Here is a 16,914-nt window from a genome sequence, read left to right as displayed (position 1 = left end):
TGGTTTTCGGGGAAATAATACGATAACCGGCACAAAACACCAAAATCTCAAATCAGATCATCTCTATTTCCAACCTTTGCCACATATTAAGAGTCTTTGTAAAAAAAACATATCAAAGGCCATGAAAAAAGTAATTGTTGTTTTATCCCTGTTTCTCATCATAGGGGCATGTACAAAGGAGGATGTGCCTGCCGAAACACCTTCCTGTATCAAGGAAAAGATTGAGCAAATAAAAAAAGAGTCGGTTTGGAATCCTCCCGGAAGCGTGTGGCAATACACCTATAATAATCAAACAGTGTATTACATTCCTGCCAGATGCTGCGATATCCCAAGTGTGCTATACGATGCTCAATGTAATGTGATTTGCAGTCCGGACGGCGGCCTTACCGGAAAAGGCGACGGAAAATGTCCCGATTTTTTTGAAAAGAGAAAAAATGAAAAATTGATCTGGCAGGATGACAGAAAATAGACTTGCCCACTATTTTCAAGCTGTTAGCAAACACTGCTAACGGCTTGAAAATCTGCACTATCAGTTCATCTTTTTACTGTACTTTCTCAAACAACTCCTGCCCATTCAGCTTGATACCTTTGACTTTTGTATCGCCTTCGTACTGAAATTCAAGCCAAAACTGCCCATCGCGGGTAAAAAACTTTTTAGTGTTTTCAGGGATTATTTCAAGGGTTTCATCTTCCCATTGCGGTTTAGCGTACAGTTTGCCATTGGCCTGCGTTAACTCAAAAACATAATTCTGCATTTTGTATTTACCCAATATACTGCTTACCTGCTCAGAAGTAAGACTGAACTTCTTTATCTGCTTCGATTTGCCAAAATTCCATCCATAGATTTTGGAAATACCTCTTACCAATTCGTTGGCAATGGCTGATCCATTGTCTGAATTGGTCATAATTACGATGCCATTGCCGTGGTAAGCCTGCGCCATAAACACACACCGAAAACCTTCGTTGGCCCCTCCATGATTAAATATCAACGAATCACCGCTGTTTTGCAAGCCGGGCCCTAATCCCCAACGGTCTAAATGCTTGGTCAGCATTTGCTCAGTCATGGATTTGGAAATCACTTTATTGGATTTGTCCTGCAATGACTCCTGTACTTCGATAATATAACGCGCCAGATCTGAAGGTGTAGTCCACAAACCTGCGGCGGCCATTTCAGGATACGTATGCCACTCTCCTTTTACTGCCTTTCCGTTAGCGCGATATCCCGTAGAAGAAAAGGCACTGAATTGAGTTGATAGTGGCTGTTCATAACTACTATGCTGCATTCCGAGTTTTGACAAAACTGTCTCTTGCATAATTACAGGAAAAGGCTTTCCCACTTGATCGGCAAGTGCTTTTTGCATGACCGTATAACCTCCGCCTGAATACCGCCAAATTTTGCCGGGAAGCGTATCGGGAAGAATGGCTCCTGAATTTGCCGGTTTTTCACCATTCAATACCTGAACCACCGTCGGCACAGCTTCTCCTTTTGCATAGCCGCGAAATCCATGTACCGTCAAACCGGCAGTATGGGTCACCAATCTTCTCAGTGTTACTTTTTCAACAGTTGTGAATTTGTTATCCGGTACTTGCCAATCTTTTAGGTAGCCGTTGATATTATTATCCAATGTAAGCTTTCCTTTCTCAACCCAATGCAGCGCCGCCAAAGCCGCCACGGGCTTACTGATAGATGCCGCCTGAAACATTGTATTTTCATCAACGGGTTTTGCCCCTTCTTGGCTCGCCACACCGTATCCTTTCGCCCACTCGATTTTTCCGTCTTTTATAACGGCAATGCTCAGGCCGGGTACTTTGTAGTATTTCATACGTTCGATGATCGAAGCGGGAGGCAACGCCTCTCCTTCTACAATGATCGCCGGTAAAAGTCCGGTTTCAACCTCTTGAATTTTCTCTTTTAAACCGATTTGGGCATTGGCAAAGCTACCCATGAGCAGAGTTATAAAACCGGCAATAATAAAGGGTGACTTTCGAAGAATAAACGGCTGACTATTTTGCATGGCTGTAAAAAGTTAAGTTTCTCAAAATTATACAGATAGACGCGATAATAACAGAATGGCACCGAATATTCATGGCATTAAAAGCCATTTTTTATAAAGTGTCAAGAGTTGAAGCATTAATAGTCATAAATATTGCTTTTTTTGTAATTTACACTTCCTAAATTTTTACATTATGCTTTGCTTCGTTGGTATCGGCGGGTTAGAAATTCTGTTTATTCTTTTTGTTTTAGGAGTCACCGTTGTGCCTCAAATTTTGGTTATCCTATACATAATGCGTAGTACCTTGGAAACAAATCTAAAATTAATCTGGGTATTGGTCACGATCTTTGTACCATTCGGATGGTTGGTTTATCTGCTTGCAGGCCGCCCAAAGGAATAATCCTCAGACATATTGATACGCCCACCAAATCAGCACCAATTGCAGCGGCAGACGCACAATAAGAAGAATTTTGGGAATTCGATGGAATTTGCCCGAAGTGAGCATGTAAACGTTGGAGGGAAAAACAGCGATCAGTAAAAAGATGACTCCCCAAGCTGATTGAGAACGCGTCGCCGAAAATAATAAGCCAATGGCAAAAGCTGCTTCCAATACGCCCGAAATCAAAATACTTGCCATCGGCATGGGAACCCACGGCGGCATTGTACTCAAATAAATACGGGGTTTAAGTAAATGAACCATTCCCGTCCCGAAATACAAGGCCGCCATGAGATACAGGCTGAGTTTATGCATTCTTTTCGCGGTTGGCCAATTGTCCACACGCCGCATCAATGTCTTTTCCACGACTGCGACGTACGTTGACAATGACACCTTTGCTTTCTAAAAATCGGGCAAATTGCTCCAATTTATCTACGCCGGTATTTTTAAAATCAGCTTCTGCAATGGGGTTATATTCGATGATATTGACCTTAGCAGGCACTTTCTTGGTAAACTCCCATAACTCTTTAGCGTCCTGAAGAGTATCGTTGAAGTTATGAAAAACAATGTACTCAAACGTAATTCTATTCTTGGTCTTGCGGTAAAAGTATTGCAACGCTTCTGCCAGATTCTCCAACGAATTGGATTCATTGATGGGCATGATCTGATTGCGTTTTAAGTCGTTGGCCGCGTGAAGCGAGAGCGCAAGGTTGAATTTTACTTCATCGTCCCCCAGCTTTTTGATCATTTTGGCAATGCCTGCCGTCGAAACCGTAATTCGTTTCGGCGACATTCCCAAACCATCGGGTGAAGTGATTTTTTCGACCGATTCAAGCACGTTTGCATAATTAAGCAACGGTTCACCCATGCCCATGTATACAATGTTCGTAAGAGCTACATTAAAATTCTCTTTCGCCTGACGATCAATGGCTACCACTTGGTCATACATTTCGGCCGCGTCCAGATTGCGTTTGCGGTCCATGTAACCTGTCGCGCAAAATTTGCAGGTAAGTGAGCAACCCACTTGACTTGATACACAGGCCGTCATGCGGTCATCGGCAGGAATCAAAACGCCTTCAATGAGGTGCCCGTCATAAAGCTTGAAGGCTGATTTGACGGTACCATCGTTGCTTTTTTGCGATTTGGCGTTGGTTATGGCCTTGATGTCGAAATGCTCGGACAATAGTTCCCGCGTTTTGAGCGAGAGATTACTCATTTCATCAAAAGAAGTGGCTGATTTTTTCCAAAGCCACTCGGCAATTTGCTTAGCACGGAAGCCCTGTTCACCGTGTTGCGTCAACCAATCTTTGATCTGGGCTACGGTGAGTTTACGAATATCTTGTTTTGGAATGGAGATCGTTTCTGTCATTATGATAGGAAACCCGGCAAATTTCAAGTCCGCCGGGCTTTATTTTTCAAACACAAAATTACTGATTTACAGGTATATTACCCAATCTTCAACACAATCTTACCAAACTGCGTTCCGTTGTCCATGTGCCGCAAAGCAATTTCTGCTTCATCCAACGTAAAGGTTTCATCCAGAATCGGCTGAATTTGTTTCTCTTCCACAAAACGGATCATTTCGGCAAACTCCGCTTCAGTGCCCATGGTAGAGCCTAAGATATTCAGTTGTTTGAAGAAGACTTTCGCCGGGATTATATCGGTAATATTCCCCGTGGTTCCGCCAAAAAAACAGATGCGTCCGCCGGCGGTCGCGACATCAATGAGTTTAGCAAAACCCGGCCCGCCGGCACTGTCAATGATCACATCAAAATAGCCGCTGCGGTCGCCGCCCGTGGCAGCAATGAGGTTTTTAGCCCAATTTGGATCTTTGTAGTTCACCCCGCCTTTGGCTCCCAACGCAATGGCTTTTTCGATTTTTTCGTCCGAACCGGATGTTACCCATACTTCACTGCCACCGGCTACGGCAAACTGCAATGCAAACAAGGCCGCGCCACCGCCAATCCCTGTGATCAATACGCGCTCACCCGGTTTCATCCCTGCCCGCGACATGAGTGCGCGCCAAGCAGTCAGTCCTACAAGCGGTACTGCCGCCGCTGCCTCAAAGCTCAAATGTGCAGGTTTGGCGTACAGGTATTCTGCGGCCACTTTCACGTATTCGGCAAAAGTGCCATTTTCGGGCATTCCCAATATTCTAAAAGACTTACCGTAAAAACGGGCATCGGCTCCCCAGTTATGCGACGGATTGATAATCACTTCTTTATTGAGCCATTCTTCCGAAACTCCCTCTCCGATTTCTGAGACAATACCCGCTCCGTCAGAGCCAATGATGACAGGTAATTTCATGCCCGGATAAAGTCCTTGTTGTACAAATACATCACGATGATTGAGCGCAGCCACTTTGATTTTAACCACGACTTCGCCGGCACCTGCCTGCGGTTTTTCTACTTCCTGAATGGATACGGGTTGATTTATTTCCTGAATGATTGCGGCCTTCATAAATGATTTTTGATTGAATGAAAAAAATGCCTGTTATACCGGTTAAAAGTACAAACACGAATCTGCACAACTTGGTTGAAGCAGACGGCATTTTGTTGGTAAAATACGTACAAAAAAGAACGACACAGCGTTATGAAAAAGACAGCAACCGGTAACGATATGAAAAAAATACATTTACTTTTCACACTGTTGATTCCTTTCATTCAAAGTTGTGCCACGGGAGAAAAAGCGTTAAAAAAAGGAAAATATGAACAGGCACTGAGCCTTTCAATAAATCGCCTGAAACGCCACCCTGCCCATGAAAACGCGAAAAATGTATTCTTAGCGGCCTACAAAGGAGCGGAGCAATCCAACAAAGAAAACATTGAACGCTATTTAACGGAAAACCGGCCCTTCAAATGGGAAAGTGTTTTGTACGAATACCAACAACTTCAAAAAAAAGAGCGTGCACTGAAAAACTGTAGAGCCTGTCTTCAATTGCTTGATTTACAACCAATATCCTATGACGACGTTATCGAACAGGTCACAAACCTCGCGGCAACAGAGCGCTATGAAGCAGGTTTGACAGCATTACAGTACAAAGAAAATCGACCGGCGGCCCAAGATGCCGTAACCCATTTTCTGAAAGTAAAACAGCTTTCCCAAAAGTATACAGATGCCGACAGTAAATTGCTTTTAGCCAAAGAATACGCGACGTTGCGCATTGTCATAGAACCTGTTATTGAGGAAGAAACTATGTCAAAACATGAATACGACTATTTGCAGAAACAATTGGAAGAAGAGTTTTTTGAAAATCGCACTCCGCATGAATTAATTCTTTTCCAAAACCCGGCGGCAGCTCAGGAAGACAGCCTGCCGGCGCATCATGTTCTTCGACTTTATTTTACCGGCCAATCCGGGTTGAGAGAGTTAATTGGCAGCACTGATGCTACTTTAGAAAGTAACATAAAATACAAAGTTGGGACTAAGAAAATCAACGATACCACGATTGTAGATGTGATGGAACCGGTGAAAGGAACGCTCACTACTCATTACCGCAAGCGATCTAAAAGCAATGAGTTGAAATATGAAATCATCAATTTGGAAAATGATTGCGTAATTCACCAAGATTGGTTCCGAGGCAATGAGGAATGGAAAGAAGAGTGGCAAACATTTAGCGGTGACAATCGTGCGTTGAACGGCACAGTGCTTACATCATCACAGACTTTATTTCCGGCTTCCGATTGGGATCTTTTTAAAAAGCTGAGTCGCTCAGCCGCAGGGCGAATTTATTATCGAATCCAAAATTTTTACAGAAAGCCCCTGACGGATTATTCTTGTTTACCAAAAACTTCGCGGTGAAGAATAGTGATCGCTACTGCCAAGGGTAAGCCCTAAAGTGATTTCGTGCGAGCCCTGCGTGCGTGATTGGAGGGAAGAAAGTACGTACTCGTATGTATAACTGACTGTAAACTTCTGCGCTACGCGCGTACCTACCCATCCCAAAAATGCATCGCGTTGACGATAGGCCATGCCAAACCAAAGTTGATTCAGGTAACTGAATTTTAAATTCAGGTCCCACGACATGGGCGCGTTTGTCGCTTTTTTTAACAATACCGAAGGCGTAAAATCCCACTCGTCGGTGATGGGTAACCGATAACCCGCCGTCAGAAAGAAATGAGGGACAAGTTGGCCCTGCCAATCGTAGCTTGAAGAACGAAACTTCAGTTTGGTTCCCAATAATTGCTGTACCGAAAATCCTGCAAAAAACTCCGATGAATAAATCCATAGACCTGCGTGCAGATCGGGGCGAAAGGTATTTACTTTCCCGGCCGATACCACCGGATCTTGTGGATTGGCTAAACGAATGCGGTCAAAATCCAGTGTATGTTGAGTAACTCCCGCCGCGATGCCCGCACTTAGCTGCCAATAATCATTCAAGGGATAATGATAGGCTCCCGATGCGCTCAACGAAAAACGCGTCCAAGGGCCCGTTTGGTCACGAATGAGCGATATTCCCGCACCACCATGCGCATCAGGCAAGACAGGCTCTCGCCGGCGTCCGTAGCTAAAACGAGGAGAGGCCGGTGCTACTTCAAAGTCAGGGTTTCCGATGGGTAAATGGGCCGTCAGGTATAAAGTACGCGGTGCATCATCAAGCCCCACCCATTGTTGGCGGTAACTCATTTTCGCATCGGCGTAGCTTTCTATGCCGGCAATGGCCGGATTGATCAGAAAATTGTTTTGGAGGTATTGAGAATAATGCGGCAATTGTTGTGCCTCAACCAAGCAAATTGGTAAGCAACTGATAACCAAACTCCATAAGAGCCTTGAGGTATCTATTTTTTTTGATAGAGAAATGGTATGTGAGATTTTTTTCAAAAGCAATAATTGAAAAATAACAAGCAATAGTAAGCAAAAATCACGCCTAAATAAAACTCCTTTTGGGGACTACTTAGCACACGGAATTAAATCGACGGCTATTTTGGCCGACAGAATCGCCAGCGGAATACCACCGCCCGGATGTACACTACCTCCTACAAAGTAAAGGTTTTTAAACTCCCGGGAAAAATTAGCATGACGCAAAAAAGCCGCAAAACGATTATTGGAACTATTACCATAAAGCGCCCCCTGCGAACTTGATGTTTTTGATTCAATGCTGCGAGGGTCCAGAATTTCTTCGCATTCGATCAGATCGGCAATGTTTACCCCCAAGATATGCGTCAACTTTTTAAGTACATTTTGACGCGTTTGTTCAATGAGTGCCTCCCACTCCTGTCCTTCATTGTTAGGGGCGTTGACTAAGATAAACCAATTTTCTGCTCCTTCAGGCGCATCATCGGGTTTGTGTTGGAAGTAATGTTGAGGTAAACGGTTGGGTCTGAATAAAGGTTTTTTTGTTGAAACAAATGCTCAAATTCAGCACGGTAATCATTGGAGAAAAAGATATTATGCAACCCTAATTCAGGAAAAGATTTCTTCACTCCCCAATAAAAGATCAGCGCGGAACTCGACTTTGGTTGGCGTAAAATTCGCTCAGGTTGTTTGGCATCGGGCAGTAATTTTCGAAAAGTATTGACCACGTCCATGTTTGAAACAACAATATCATAGGAATCAGGAGCCTGAGTGTTTTTTTCAAATACAATCTTTGAAACCCGTTTTCTCTGCGTTTCCAGTTTCCTGACCTTTGTATCAAAATAAAACCTGACGCCCAATTCCTCCGCCAGTTTGACCAAGCTATCTGTAATATCCACCATCCCTTTCTTGGGAAAGAAAGCACCGATGTTGTATTCCAAATGCGGAATAATATTCATCGTAGCGGGCGTTTGGTAGGGGTCTGAACCGTTGTAGGTGGCATAACGGTTGAAAAGCTGCACGATCTTCGGATGTTGAAAGCGGCGTTCATTGGCACGATTCATGGTTGTAAACGCATCCAATCGGTGCATATTGGCATAGCCTTTGAAAGCATCACGATTGAAATAGGTGCTGATCTTGTGCAGTGAACGATGCAGGAACAGTTTCTCGGTGACGTTGTACTTGACGGCACTATCTTTTAAATGTTCTAAAACATGCGCAGCAGGTTCGCCCAATTTTGCCTCTACTTCATTGGCAAAAGCTTCAAGGTTGGCGTGAGCGGTCAAACGAACGCCGTCATCCCAAAAATAGCGACAGGCTTCGTTCAAACGAATATATTCGAAATAATGCTGTGGATTTTTACCCGAAATCTGAAACAATTCATCGACCAAATGCGGCAAAGTGAACAGTGACGGACCCGCGTCGAAACGGTAACCTTTCAGCTCAAAACTTGACAGTTTACCGCCCGGATAGCTATTGGCTTCAAAAACATGAACATCATACCCTTTATTGGCCAAACGGATACTCGAGGCAATTCCCGCAATGCCGGCACCGATCACTGCTGCTGTTTTCTTCATAGCTTATCTACATTGGGTTTTAAGAAACCCTTCAGGCGGTTTTGAGAAACCGCCTGCACATTTTTCGACACCCATTTCTTAAAACTACCCGCACCGCTATTCACTCATGGTTTGTCGTTCTTTACGACTCACCACATTTATCTCATCCCCAACCTTCAACACCCCCGTTTGAGCCGTCAACAAATTTTGCCCAAAGAATATCTTGTTGTTGCGTTTACGGTATGTTGACAGCGTTTTAACGGGTTCTTTTCCGGCAAATTCTCCTTTCTCAGGATCAACGGTAGTAAGGATGCAACGCGCACAGGGTTTTACGCCATAAAACACGATATCTCCGATACTGAACTCATACCATTGATCTTCATCGTAAGGCAACCCGCCTTCAAAAACCAAATTGGGTCGAAACCGTCTCATAGAAACCGGTTCGGGCAGCCGAGTGTTTAGATCATCAAGCGAAGATTGCCCGATGACCAGGAAAGGATAGCCATCCGCGAAACTCACATTGGCTTCAAAAGGCGCGTACTTAGGGTCAGCGGGACGCGGTGAGGTATCGGGCTGATAGACCAGTCGCGCCGAAAAACCCAGTGCTTCTGTTAACCAGCGGTTAGAGGCATCATTCACAATAACCGCTTCAATTTGATCATCCCAAACAGTAACTGTTATGAGATCAAACGTTTCGGGCTGAAAAGGAACAAGCAATGTGCTCAAATCACGCGTACGATGGCGTAACTGCAGACCGTTTTCCATAATTTTCACCTCAATAAGTGCCATGTTGGGATACTGACGTTGCGTAACAAAACGATTGTTATCGTCAATAATAAGCCAACGACGGTCGTGGCGCAGGCCGCGCTCTTCCACTTCAGCGTTTGATAAGCTGATTGGCCCCAACGACTTGACCGGATAAATGAAGATTTCGGAAAGGATTAAAGCAGACGTCATTTTGTTCGTAGATTTGCACAAAACTCGTTATTCAATGCCAAAATACAAACACCTTTTTTTTGATCTTGACCACACACTTTGGGATTTTGAACGCAATTCAGCAGAATCGTTGACCGACATTTACCATAATTTTGAACTTATCAATCACGGCGTCATGTCGTTGGGCGACTTTGTAAAAGTATTTCTTGAAATCAATACACAACTCTGGAATGACTTTGACCAAGGCCGCATTGCCCACACCTACATTCGCGAACACCGTTTTCGGTTGGTTTTTGAGGCCTTGAAAGTAGAAAACATTGCTTTCGGAAGCTCATTGGGCGAAGAATACCTGAAACTACTTCCTCAAAAAGCTCACTTGCTCGACGGAGCCGTCGCTTTGTTAGATTACTGCGCTGAGCAAAATTATCAGTTGCATATTGTTACCAATGGCTTTGATTCTATTCAGGCCTCAAAAATGCAAAGTTCGGGCATTCATCATTATTTTCAACACGTTGTTACCAACGAAAAAGCGGGTGCCAAGAAGCCCGATGCGCAGATTTTTGCGTATGCGTTGCAGGCAGCAAATGCTAGACCCAATGAAAGTCTAATGATTGGCGACAATTGGGAAGCCGATATTATGGGTGCATTACGATTCGGAATTGATGCTGCTTTTTATAATCCCAAACAGCTGAAATTCGACCGTCAGCCCACTTACGACGTGCAGCACTTGGATGATCTAAAACTAATTTTGTGAAACGACCGTGGCAGGCGTACAAAAATCACCTACGCATTTTTTGCCGCTGCCAATGAGTACATTTTTCTCCGCTTCCGATAATTTTCTCACTTTGGGGCCAATATTTTGAAAATCAATCGAGATGGTGCGTTTGAGATCTTCCGGACGGAAATTATTTCGATTAGCGGCTTCAGATACCAAGTTATAAAATGCGCCCATGTACGTCTTAAAGCTTCGAATAGGGTAAGCAGCCAGTCCGAAATTTTGGGCATCGGCTTTGATCTGTTCGGCACTTTCCAAGCGTAAACCCAAGGTTTCGGCATTGAAAACGGGCGCTTCCGGGGTCAGGTTGGCTTGTGGAGTACTCAGAAAGCGATTTTGGTCAAAAAGTCCGATGGGGTAATTCATCAATAATCCACCATCTACCAATACATCAGCCGGTATAGTGCGCGGCGGACGTTGGTAAAAACGGCCTGTGCTGTCCATAAAAACGGCGCAATAATACAACGGAATCGACATCGAAGCCCGCACGGCATCAGCAATGGCTAAATCCGGAAACTTCTCATACGAAAGCACCATCGACTTCTGTTGGGTTAAATTAGTAACCGTCACGTATAAGTCTTTATAGCAACTGTCCTGCTGCGTAAGCGCGTGCAATTGGCCAAAAGTCAAGTTGTTAGAATCCGCTTTTCGTTCAATTTTATCAGCGATCCATTTCCGAAAAGTTTCTCCTTTGTACCAACCAAAACGCTCGATCAGTCGTTGCGTACCGCCTACAAAAATGTATTGACCATCATTGAACGATTGAATTTTCATTTCCGCGACCAATTCGGTCATCTCTGCGGCGGAATAGCCCACGGCCAGCAATGACGCCTGAATGGCTCCGGCAGAAGTTCCGCCCAATCGACGAATGTCTTTCAACAATCCGCGCTGTTCGAGCTCCTGAATGGCTCCGCAATAAGCGATCCCGCGAATGCCACCGCCTTCCAAGACCAAATTATGGTATTTTTGTTGCGAGAAAGACGAAAAAGCCAAGAGAAGAAATCCGCAAATAAGCCCGGATTTGGCAGGATTAGCGAACACTTTTTGCAGCATAAAAACGTTTTTTGTTTAGAACGGTTTATTCTTGGAAAAATTGAATGCGAATGATGCAGATTATACTTTTTAAAATGAATGTACGTACCTGTCTGCGCCCTTCTGCGTTGTTGCCCCTTTTTCTCATCGGTCTGCTAATTGCGTTTAATACAGCTGCCCAGACTTTTTCTTTTCGATGGGACAATTCCGCCAAAGTTATTTCAAACAATGCACCCTTGGCTAACCCGTGGGCCGGCGGACAAAACAGTGCTCAATTCTCCAAAATGCACCTCAACGATGACGGCATTGAGGATTTGGTCATCTTCGACCGGGGCAATCAGCAGGTCGCTACTTTTTTGGCGGTTCGTCAAACCAATGGTGTAACCTGGCAATACGCGCCTCAATATGAAGCAAAATTTCCTACCAATCTGCTTTATTGGATGCTGTTGGTCGATTATGACCGTGATGGCCGCAAAGACCTGTTTACGAGCACCGTAGCGGGCATTCGGGTTTTTCGGAACGTTTCCGCCTCCGATGGTTTTTCGTGGACGCTTGTTGCCGACCCTCTTTTAACCCAAGGCTTTTCAGGAAATATTAACCTGTACGTTCCCTCCACGGATCTTCCCGCCATTACCGACGTTGACGATGACGGTGATATTGACATTCTCACGTTCGATTTTACGGGTGCTTCGGTAGAATTACACCAAAATTTCAGTAAAGAGCAAAACAGTACTCAGCCTTTTGTTTTTCGCAAAATGACCACCAATTGGGGACGTTTTGCGGCGACCTCTTCCTGCGATATATATGACCTCAATCTGACACCCGCCGATGCACAAGTGCAAACGCCCGAAGAAGTGCGTACCAATTCGGCAACGCTTGGCGATATATTGAGTCCTTCGTCAAACGCCAAACTTGAACATGCCGGCAATACGATGTGGATCGGAGATGTAGACGGTGACGGTCGCAAGGATTTTTTACACGGCCATATTGCCTGCGATAACGTGACTAAACTCAAAAACGCAGGCGGTAACGGCATGGCCGCGCTTTTTGGAAGTGTAGAAACCAATTTTCCCGCCCAAACCCCGATCAATTTTCCTATTTTCCCTTCCGCCTACGTCGAGGATTTGGACGGAGATGGCGTACGGGATCTGGTAGCCTCCCCCAGCAGTACAGACATTGCGAGCAATGCGCTGATCAATTTACGGCAATCCAATTGGTTTTATCGCAACGAAGGCACCGATTCCAAACCTAACTTTGTGTACCGCCAACCTGATTTTTTACAGGATGGAATGATCGATCTGGGAGAGAATGCCACTCCTTCCCTCGCCGATATTGACGGCGACGGCGATTTAGATCTGGTGGTTGGTTACGGCGGCACTCGTACGCAAAGCGGCTACCGAGCAAGCCTTCAGTTTTACCGAAATACCGGAACGGCTTCTCAAGCACAGTTTGAGTTGGTGAGCAGCGATTTTCTCAATCTGAGTAATCAACTTTTCAATAAAGAAAGTCTGTTATTGTCAAATACAAAACCTTTTTTTGCTGACCTCAACGGCGATGGTACTCTTGATCTGGGTTTTTGGGCCAATACGTTTAAAGGAATGGACATTCGATATGTTCCTAACAAAGCCCCTCGTAATGCCTCAATGCAACCGGATACAACTCGCCTGACCAAACTTCCTAATCCTGTCAATTTCTCAAACGGAGAAAATTTACTTTACTACGATATTGACCAAGACGGAAAATTGGATGTATTGGTGAGCAAAAACTCCGGCAACGTCGAATTTCATCGAAACACGGGAAGCACACTTTCGCCAATATATGAACTCAAAACAGATGTATTTGGCGGTTTGGACGTAGATTTCAATAAACGTTCGCAGGGAATGAACATTGCTGACCTCAACGGCGACCGCAAACCCGAATTAATTATGGGGGATCTGCTCGGACGGCTGCGCGTGTATCAAAATTTCAACACGCTCGATGCGACCTTGAAAAGCGATACCAATTTGATCTTCAATGTATTTTCAGGGAAAACGGAGTTCTTAAGAATCGGAGCGGGTCTTTTTCCTGCCGTGGGAGATCTGGACGGTGATCAATTGCCTGAATTACTTATCGGCAGCAATACGGGAGGCATTAAGTTCCTAAAAAATACATCTCCCAAAGTCAACCCTCCTGTTGAAACCTTGGACTTTGTGGTGTATCCCAATCCTGCTTCGGGCTTTTTATACGCTCAGGTTCCTGTTATGGGCGTATTAGAATTATTTTCCATTACCGGTCAAATCCTGAAAAGCCAAACCGTTACTCAAATTTCATCAGAAATACCTTTTGATGTAAGCAAGTTACCTACCGGCATTTATCTCGTGCGCTTCATCGCTTCCGACGGCACCAAAGCGACGCGAAAGGTAGTAATAACCCACTAAAACGGTGAGCGCATACACCCAATATCTCCAACTTTCGGCCAAGGTCCAACATTCTACACACCATTGGTGCATTTCGTTGGGATAACGCCCTAAATCAGGCTCTAAGGTATTCAAACGCATCAACGGTAGAGCTGTAATTAAGATGTACCAACCTGTCCATTTTGGCTGTTGGTTAAGCTTTAACAATAAATAAGTTAGGATAAAAGGCATTCCGTTAAACAGAATTCGAGTTGTATCCCCACCGCCAAAAACGCTGAGAAAAAGCCACAAGTAGAAATGAGGAATGAGAAGTGAGAAATGAGAAGCAGGCTTGTTGGAAAGCTTTAGAGAAGGAATTAACGCCAACCAAAATGTTCCGAAAGCCATTAGCCAACTCACCGGTAATCGTAACAACAAATTGGGTTGCTCAACATAGCGCTTCATTCCACGTAAAATGCTGACAAAAGAGTTATTCCGCCAATCAAGCGAGGCGGATGGGAAGAAAAATGCTGTCAAATAATAAATGATCAGGGAGAGAAAAAAAAGCTGAAAATATCCCTTTGCTCTGTTGACAGTATACCGCGCGTAATCATCTGCTTTTGCATTAATAAGATTTAATGCTGTCCAAGTTACCGTTACTCCTACCACTGCAATGAAAGATTCTTTTTGCAACGTGCCTAAAACAGCGATTAAAACAAACAGGCAATCAAGCAAAGCCTTTGAAATTCTCTTTTCTTCAAAAAGCAAAAGCGCTGAAAAGGACGTTAACAAAAAATACCCGCCCACATCAGCCGTTACGGGATCGGGCAAATACATACGCACCAAGCCTTTCCAATGAAATACTACCCAGAAAAGCGCAATTGCGATCCAAAAAGAACGAATGTTGAGTTTGAGCCAAATCCAAACCAGCAAACCGACGGTCATGACAATGAAGAAGCCATTGAGCCAAATAAAATTCGATCTAAGGTCATTGAATGGCAAATGCGCCGCCAACCACGGCATCAGAATACGCGTATTGAACGGAAAGGTTATTTCATAATTTACCGTAAACCTTTTGAAATAAGTATAAATCTTTGCGTATTGATGTGCATCGAAGCGCGGGTCGAGAAATTGGTAAGTATAGGATGGTTGGAGAAAAGCATAAACTATATAAGCAATTAATGTCGAACCCATTAAAATGCTGCAAGTCCATGCTTTTTTCATTCGAAAAATTTTATTGAATTATTCAACCGGGAGTAAAAAGCTATTGTCACTCTGCCTTTTTTCCAAAATGGAGACTCCATTGAATGTTAATTTGTCCACTTCGTAAAAAGAGCAGCAATCTTCGTTTTTCGGGTTTACTTTACAAATCAGCGTGCCGATTATTTTACTATCAACACTAACTTCAAAAGAAGCGTCTTTCGAGGAAGCTGAACTGATCCACCCTATCTCAACTGCATAAAATGCCGGTTCCTGAGTAGTGGTTGTCATTTTAGAAAGCTTAGTTTCTTTTGCCATCCCATTCTCTGAATACTTTAATACTGCATCGGTAAATGATCCGGTAATATTTTTGTTGTTTTTATCAACAATTTTAAAGGCAAAACTCGGGGGCGGGCTGCTGCAAATTATTCCCTTGCATTTATTACAGGAAGAATGAAACCAAGACAGAAAAACGAGAAATAGGACTATTTTTTTCATAACGCCGGAGAGTTTCTGATAAAGACGGTTATATTGCCCCTACGGTTGGCATTGTCAACAAACAACTTTTTAATCCTTCTTCCAACGTTTTCCAAGGCAATGGGTTTGCTGAAATGCACTCTACACGACTATCGCGACGGTAAGCTAAATATTCGATCGAAAACTCTCCCCGAACAGCATTGATTAAAACCCAGTCTACGCCTGTTCTGAAAGCTCCTTTTACGCGCTCCACATTTTGCAATGAAGCAATCCATGCTTTCAGTTTAGGCAATTCAAAAACCTCGTCAGGAGAAAAAACCCATCCGCAACTGTATCGCCCCAACCCATGAATTTCACGCATAAGCGGATTTCCGATCTCGGGAATCGGCAACTCTTCATCATGATGGTGGTGATGGTGCTCGTGTTCGTGCGCATGAGGATGCAGGGATTTCCGATTCGGAAACGGTTCGATGTTAAGCCAATTGGGGTCAATATCACCCTGCTCAACGGCCCCGATCAGGATTTTAGGAGGAAAAAGGTCTTTGGCCCATTCCAGAAAATTCTGTGTCAACTCCTCGCCTGCCAGATCTGTTTTGTTGGCAATGAGCACATCTGCCAAAGTGATTTGATCAATAAACGTTTCATGTTCACGATACTCTTCTTTATTCCACTGGCGCGGGTCTACCAAACAAACCGTGGCCCTAATGTCAAGCACGTCTTTCAAAAACTTGCCGCGCAGCATATCTAAAATAGCCTCAGGATGACCGATACCCGTCGGCTCAATCAAAATACGGTGTGGTTTTACCTGACGTAACACCAAGGTCAGTGTCATTTGCATGGGTAAATTGGCCGTGCAGCAAATACAACCGCCCGCTACTTCTTTGACCACTAAACCGTTTTCATCGGCTCCCGCAAAAGGGGTATGGTCAATAGAAACTGCGCCAAATTCGTTGATAATAACGGCCCAACGCTCATCGGCAGGTTTTCGTTTGAGAATATTTTGCAGCGTTGTGGTTTTTCCAACGCCCAAAAAGCCGGTAATTAAATTGACGGGAATTTTATTGAGTGCCATTTCTTAGGTACGTTTTCTGATTTTCTATTGGTCATTTACACGTAAGTTGATTCAAAACCGCCCGGTGCCGCGATCAACTCCTGTAATTATAAACCAATCTTTCTTATTACAGATTCACTTCTCCTCCAAATTGGGTGAAAGTAAGCGCAAATTTGTTGATTATGTTTGTGTTTTTACTTTTTACAACAATTCTGCATTACCTTCGTTTTTCAGCAAATTTATTTTATCGGAGTTTTAATGCCTTATTTTTTACCTTGACAGCTATAC

Annotated in this window: 15 protein-coding genes and 1 pseudogene; 5 read left to right on the top strand and 11 right to left on the bottom strand. The window is 44.0% G+C overall.

Annotated features, from left to right (window positions below):
• Window positions 1–121: 121 nt before the first annotated feature.
• A complete protein-coding gene (locus ACQY73_RS20130) occupies window positions 122–469 on the top strand; it encodes a DUF6970 domain-containing protein (protein ID WP_428654224.1) in 348 nt (115 codons plus the stop codon).
• Between the two features lie 73 nt (window positions 470–542).
• On the opposite strand, the gene ACQY73_RS20125 is transcribed toward ACQY73_RS20130, so the two are convergent.
• Window positions 543–2,015, bottom strand: coding sequence for a serine hydrolase domain-containing protein (locus ACQY73_RS20125; protein WP_428654222.1), 1,473 nt, complete (start codon window positions 2,013–2,015; stop codon window positions 543–545).
• Between the two features lie 172 nt (window positions 2,016–2,187).
• Here ACQY73_RS20125 and ACQY73_RS20120 point away from each other — a divergent pair, with 172 nt between their 5' ends.
• Window positions 2,188–2,394 carry a PLDc N-terminal domain-containing protein gene (locus ACQY73_RS20120; RefSeq protein WP_428654220.1) on the top strand — a complete coding sequence of 69 codons (207 nt, stop codon included), beginning with the start codon at window positions 2,188–2,190 and terminating at the stop codon, window positions 2,392–2,394.
• Window positions 2,395–2,397: 3 nt separating this feature from the next.
• On the opposite strand, the gene ACQY73_RS20115 is transcribed toward ACQY73_RS20120, so the two are convergent.
• The 3 genes from ACQY73_RS20115 to ACQY73_RS20105 all read right to left on the bottom strand — a co-directional run bounded on the left by ACQY73_RS20115 (window position 2,398) and on the right by ACQY73_RS20105 (window position 4,890).
• Window positions 2,398–2,745: a DoxX family protein gene (locus ACQY73_RS20115; RefSeq protein ID WP_428654219.1), complete on the bottom strand. Its 348-nt coding sequence runs from the start codon at window positions 2,743–2,745 to the stop codon at window positions 2,398–2,400.
• On the bottom strand, window positions 2,738–3,799 hold the full coding sequence (gene rlmN, locus ACQY73_RS20110; RefSeq protein ID WP_428654217.1) for a 23S rRNA (adenine(2503)-C(2))-methyltransferase RlmN: 1,062 nt from the start codon (window positions 3,797–3,799) through the stop codon (window positions 2,738–2,740). Before rlmN ends, ACQY73_RS20115 begins: the two co-directional genes overlap by 8 nt.
• A gap of 77 nt (window positions 3,800–3,876) precedes the next feature.
• Window positions 3,877–4,890, bottom strand: a complete 1,014-nt coding sequence (locus tag ACQY73_RS20105) for a zinc-binding dehydrogenase (protein WP_428654215.1) — start codon at window positions 4,888–4,890, stop codon at window positions 3,877–3,879.
• 132 nt (window positions 4,891–5,022) lie between these two features.
• On the opposite strand from ACQY73_RS20105, the gene ACQY73_RS20100 reads away from it, so the two are divergent.
• The gene (locus ACQY73_RS20100; RefSeq protein WP_428654213.1) at window positions 5,023–6,231 is read left to right on the top strand and encodes a hypothetical protein; all 1,209 of its coding nucleotides are present in this window, start codon (window positions 5,023–5,025) and stop codon (window positions 6,229–6,231) included.
• Here the strand turns inward: ACQY73_RS20100 and ACQY73_RS20095 are convergent.
• The 3 genes and pseudogenes from ACQY73_RS20095 to ACQY73_RS20085 all read right to left on the bottom strand — a co-directional run bounded on the left by ACQY73_RS20095 (window position 6,211) and on the right by ACQY73_RS20085 (window position 9,737).
• Window positions 6,211–7,185 carry a PorP/SprF family type IX secretion system membrane protein gene (locus ACQY73_RS20095; RefSeq protein WP_428668505.1) on the bottom strand — a complete coding sequence of 325 codons (975 nt, stop codon included), beginning with the start codon at window positions 7,183–7,185 and terminating at the stop codon, window positions 6,211–6,213. The two genes, ACQY73_RS20100 and ACQY73_RS20095, sit on opposite strands and share 21 nt — an antisense overlap.
• 135 nt (window positions 7,186–7,320) lie before the next feature.
• Window positions 7,321–8,801, bottom strand: a pseudogene (gene crtD, locus ACQY73_RS20090) (1-hydroxycarotenoid 3,4-desaturase CrtD).
• A gap of 96 nt (window positions 8,802–8,897) precedes the next feature.
• The gene (locus ACQY73_RS20085) at window positions 8,898–9,737 is read right to left on the bottom strand and encodes an MOSC domain-containing protein (protein ID WP_428654211.1); all 840 of its coding nucleotides are present in this window, start codon (window positions 9,735–9,737) and stop codon (window positions 8,898–8,900) included.
• Between the two features lie 34 nt (window positions 9,738–9,771).
• Between ACQY73_RS20085 and ACQY73_RS20080 the strand changes: the two genes are divergently transcribed.
• A complete protein-coding gene (locus ACQY73_RS20080) occupies window positions 9,772–10,470 on the top strand; it encodes a YjjG family noncanonical pyrimidine nucleotidase (RefSeq protein WP_428654209.1) in 699 nt (232 codons plus the stop codon).
• Here the strand turns inward: ACQY73_RS20080 and ACQY73_RS20075 are convergent.
• A complete protein-coding gene (locus ACQY73_RS20075) occupies window positions 10,459–11,544 on the bottom strand; it encodes a patatin-like phospholipase family protein (RefSeq protein ID WP_428654207.1) in 1,086 nt (361 codons plus the stop codon). The genes ACQY73_RS20080 and ACQY73_RS20075 overlap by 12 nt on opposite strands.
• Before the next feature lie 50 nt (window positions 11,545–11,594).
• On the opposite strand from ACQY73_RS20075, the gene ACQY73_RS20070 reads away from it, so the two are divergent.
• The gene (locus ACQY73_RS20070) at window positions 11,595–13,940 is read left to right on the top strand and encodes a T9SS type A sorting domain-containing protein (protein WP_428654205.1); all 2,346 of its coding nucleotides are present in this window, start codon (window positions 11,595–11,597) and stop codon (window positions 13,938–13,940) included.
• Here the strand turns inward: ACQY73_RS20070 and ACQY73_RS20065 are convergent.
• From ACQY73_RS20065 to ACQY73_RS20055, 3 genes are read right to left on the bottom strand one after another with little or no spacing between them, the layout of a single operon-like run.
• Window positions 13,860–15,122, bottom strand: coding sequence for a hypothetical protein (locus ACQY73_RS20065; RefSeq protein ID WP_428654202.1), 1,263 nt, complete (start codon window positions 15,120–15,122; stop codon window positions 13,860–13,862). The genes ACQY73_RS20070 and ACQY73_RS20065 overlap by 81 nt on opposite strands.
• 18 nt (window positions 15,123–15,140) lie before the next feature.
• A complete protein-coding gene (locus ACQY73_RS20060) occupies window positions 15,141–15,596 on the bottom strand; it encodes a hypothetical protein (RefSeq protein WP_428654200.1) in 456 nt (151 codons plus the stop codon).
• 28 nt (window positions 15,597–15,624) lie between these two features.
• Window positions 15,625–16,647: a CobW family GTP-binding protein gene (locus tag ACQY73_RS20055; protein WP_428654197.1), complete on the bottom strand. Its 1,023-nt coding sequence runs from the start codon at window positions 16,645–16,647 to the stop codon at window positions 15,625–15,627.
• Between the last annotated feature and the right edge of the window lie 267 nt (window positions 16,648–16,914).

It is taken from the genome of Runella sp., assembly GCF_965279615.1.
Classification (GTDB): domain Bacteria; phylum Bacteroidota; class Bacteroidia; order Cytophagales; family Spirosomataceae; genus Runella.
The sequence above is the reverse complement of the archived record's forward strand: the minus strand, read 5'-3'. Positions and strand labels throughout refer to the sequence as shown.